General features: G+C 73.8%; 2 protein-coding genes. Both read right to left on the reverse strand.

The annotated features are described in order from the left end of the window. Positions 1–340, reverse strand: a 340-nt coding sequence (locus ACFFNX_RS47120) for a saccharopine dehydrogenase NADP-binding domain-containing protein (RefSeq protein ID WP_378212916.1), incomplete at its 3' end; no start/stop codon positions are given. Then, on the reverse strand, positions 337–2,710 hold a 2,374-nt coding region (locus ACFFNX_RS47125; protein ID WP_378212917.1), incomplete at its 5' end, for a methyltransferase. The genes ACFFNX_RS47120 and ACFFNX_RS47125, both read right to left, overlap by 4 nt.

The raw sequence follows: 2,710 nt of genomic DNA on the forward strand, positions 1-2,710 counted from the left end.
CGGCCCGAAGCGCCTCGGCGGCCGGGTCGTCTCCCGCCACGTCCACGCAGTGGGGGCCCGCGGAGTCCGCCGCCGCGGCGACCGTGGCCTTCAGGCGATAGGTCGGGCCCGCGCAGTTGAGCACGACGTCACAGCGTCCGGCGAAGGCCGCCAGGCCGTCCGGATCGGCCACGTCGACCCGTACGGTCTCGTCGTCACCTCGCGCGACCTCGCGCAGGGCGTCCGGACGGCGCCCGCCCAGCAGCAGGGCGGAGTACCCGAGGTCGCGCAGCTCCCGCACCGCGGCTCCGCCGACCGCCCCGGAGGCGCCCAGGACACCGACGGTCCGGCCGCCGGTCATCGGGTCACCGCCCCGTCGGTCAGCTCGTCCAGGAGCTTGAGGACCGCCGGCGCGTGCTCGACGGACAGGCAGCTGAAGTGGTCGCCGGCGATGTCGAGGATGCGCAGGTCGCCGAGCGTCAGTTCCTCCCAGTACCCGGTGACGGCCTCCCTGCTGCCGGGGAAGGGGTAGGCGCCGCTGTGGCGTAGGAAGGTGATGTCGCCCGCGTACGGCTCGGCGTCGTAGCGGGTGATGGCGAAGACGCTCTGCCGGAAGGCTCGGAACAACCGGGTCATGTGGTCGGGCGCGTACGTCCCCGCGGAGGCGGGCACGGCCTCGCACATCCTGGCGATGCGTGCAGTGCGCGACGTCTCGGCGATCGCCCGGAAACAGGCGGCGACGTCGGCGTGCTCCCCGGTGAGCGCGGCCAGGCCGCCGTCGGTCAGCACGCCGGGGCTGCCCGCCAGGACGGCGTCGGCGGCGGCCGCCACGCGGTTCTCGTCGGCGGGGAAGCCGAGGTCGGCCGGGTCGATGCCCATCATGACGGCGAAGGAGTACTCGGCGAGCACCTCGTCGTCGAGGCGGAAGCGGGGGCTGTGACTGCTGATGGCGGTGAGGCTCTCGACCTGGGCGCCGGATTCGGCGAGGTTCCGCGCCACCTCGGTGGCGATCAGCCCTCCGAGGCAGTAGCCGACCACGTGGAAGCGACGATGGCCGCCGTCCATGAGAGCGCGTGCGTAGTCGGCGGCGAGCCGCTCGATCAGCCCTTCCGGGTCGGCGTCGCAGAACCGGTCCAGTCCGGGGATCTCCAGGCCGACGACGGTGGCGGCTCCCGGTGAGCGCCGCCGGACCTCGGTGATCAGTGCCCGGTACGGCGTGATCGTGCCGGTTCCGGCGTGGACCAGGACCGTCGTGGGTTCGTCGGGTGAGCCGCTGCCGTGCAGGTGCACCACGGGGTCGGCCGGGGCGCCCGGATCGGCGTCGGCCGCCTGAGAGCCGCTCAGACCGCGGAGGAACGCGGCGAGGCCCGCGACCGTGGGCCGGCGGAGCATGTGCCGGTGCACGACCTCCCACTCCAGCCCGGCGGCCTCCGGTACGCGCTCGCGGAGCCGCCCGACCATCCGGGCGATCAGCAGCGAGTCTCCGCCGAGCGCGAAGAAGTCGTCGTCGCGGCCGACCCCGTCGAGGGACATGAGCTCCGACCACAGTTCGGCGAGCCGGGTCTCCAGCTCGTCCATCGGGCGGTCGGCCGGTGCCACGTCGCCGTTCGCGGTATCCCGAGGGAGCCAGGACAGCAGCCGCGCGCGGTCCGTCTTGCCGTTGGCGGTCCGGGGCATGGCGTCGAGGACCTGCCACACCGCGGGAAGCATGTACTCCGGCAGCCGGTTCGCGGCCTGGCGGGCCAGCTCGCCCACCGGGACGTGGACGCGGTCGGTCTTCATCCGGGCGAGGAAGGCCTCCTGCCCGGTCGCGGCCAGTGGGTTGTCCGGTGCGGGCAGCGCGGAGACGTCCGCCGCGCCGTGCCGGTCGAGCAGGTCGAGCCACTGCGGCCGGGTGAGGAAGGACTGTCCGGCCGCGGCGCGCAGGTCGGTCCAGGTACGGTCGGCGACCTCCAGGAACTCCATCGACACCAGCAGCGGAGGGTGGTCGTCCCGGGTGTTCTCCACGAACACCAGGTGGCCGCCCGGCACGAGCAGTTCCCGCAGGCGGGACATCGCGGCCTCGACGTCGGTGGCGGCGTGCAGGGTGTTGGCGCAGACGACGACGTCGAAGGAGTTGGGGACCAGCCCCTGGTCGCGGATGTCCCGGTCGATGGCGAAGCGCTCGTAGCGGACCCAGGCATGGTCGGCGAAACGCTCCCGCGCCTCGTTCAGGAAGAACGGCGACGGGTCGGTGAACAGGTAGTCCACGCCGTGGTCGGCGAGTACGGGCACGAGTTCGCCGGTGGTGCCTCCGACGCCCCCGCCGACCTCCAGCACGCGCAGCCGTTCCTCTCCGACATGATCGGCGGCGATCTCCCGGAGCGCGGCGACGACGGCCTGGTTGAGGTGACGGATGGCCAGGTTGTCGCGGTACGCGGCGTCGGCCGCGGACAGGTCCGCGCCGGGGAAGAGCAGCTCCCGGATGTCGATCTCGCCGCGGACCAGCTCGGGCAGCCGGCCGGCGCACGTCCGCATGACGTCGAGCAGCCCGGTGCTCCAGCCCACCTGCCGTCCCAGCTCGGCCGCCCGCGCCCAGGCGTCCTCCAGGCCGGCGACGACCGGGCGCAGGCCGTGGTAGGAACCCGCCTCGTCGCGGACCAGCCGGTCGCGGCCGGCCAGGGCCCGAAGCCAGCGGCGGACGATGTGCCGGTGACGGGGCGTGGCGCGCAGCGCCGTACCGACCTCCTCG

Origin of the sequence: Actinoallomurus acaciae (assembly GCF_042429965.1) — a bacterium.
Classification (GTDB): domain Bacteria; phylum Actinomycetota; class Actinomycetes; order Streptosporangiales; family Streptosporangiaceae; genus Actinoallomurus; species Actinoallomurus acaciae.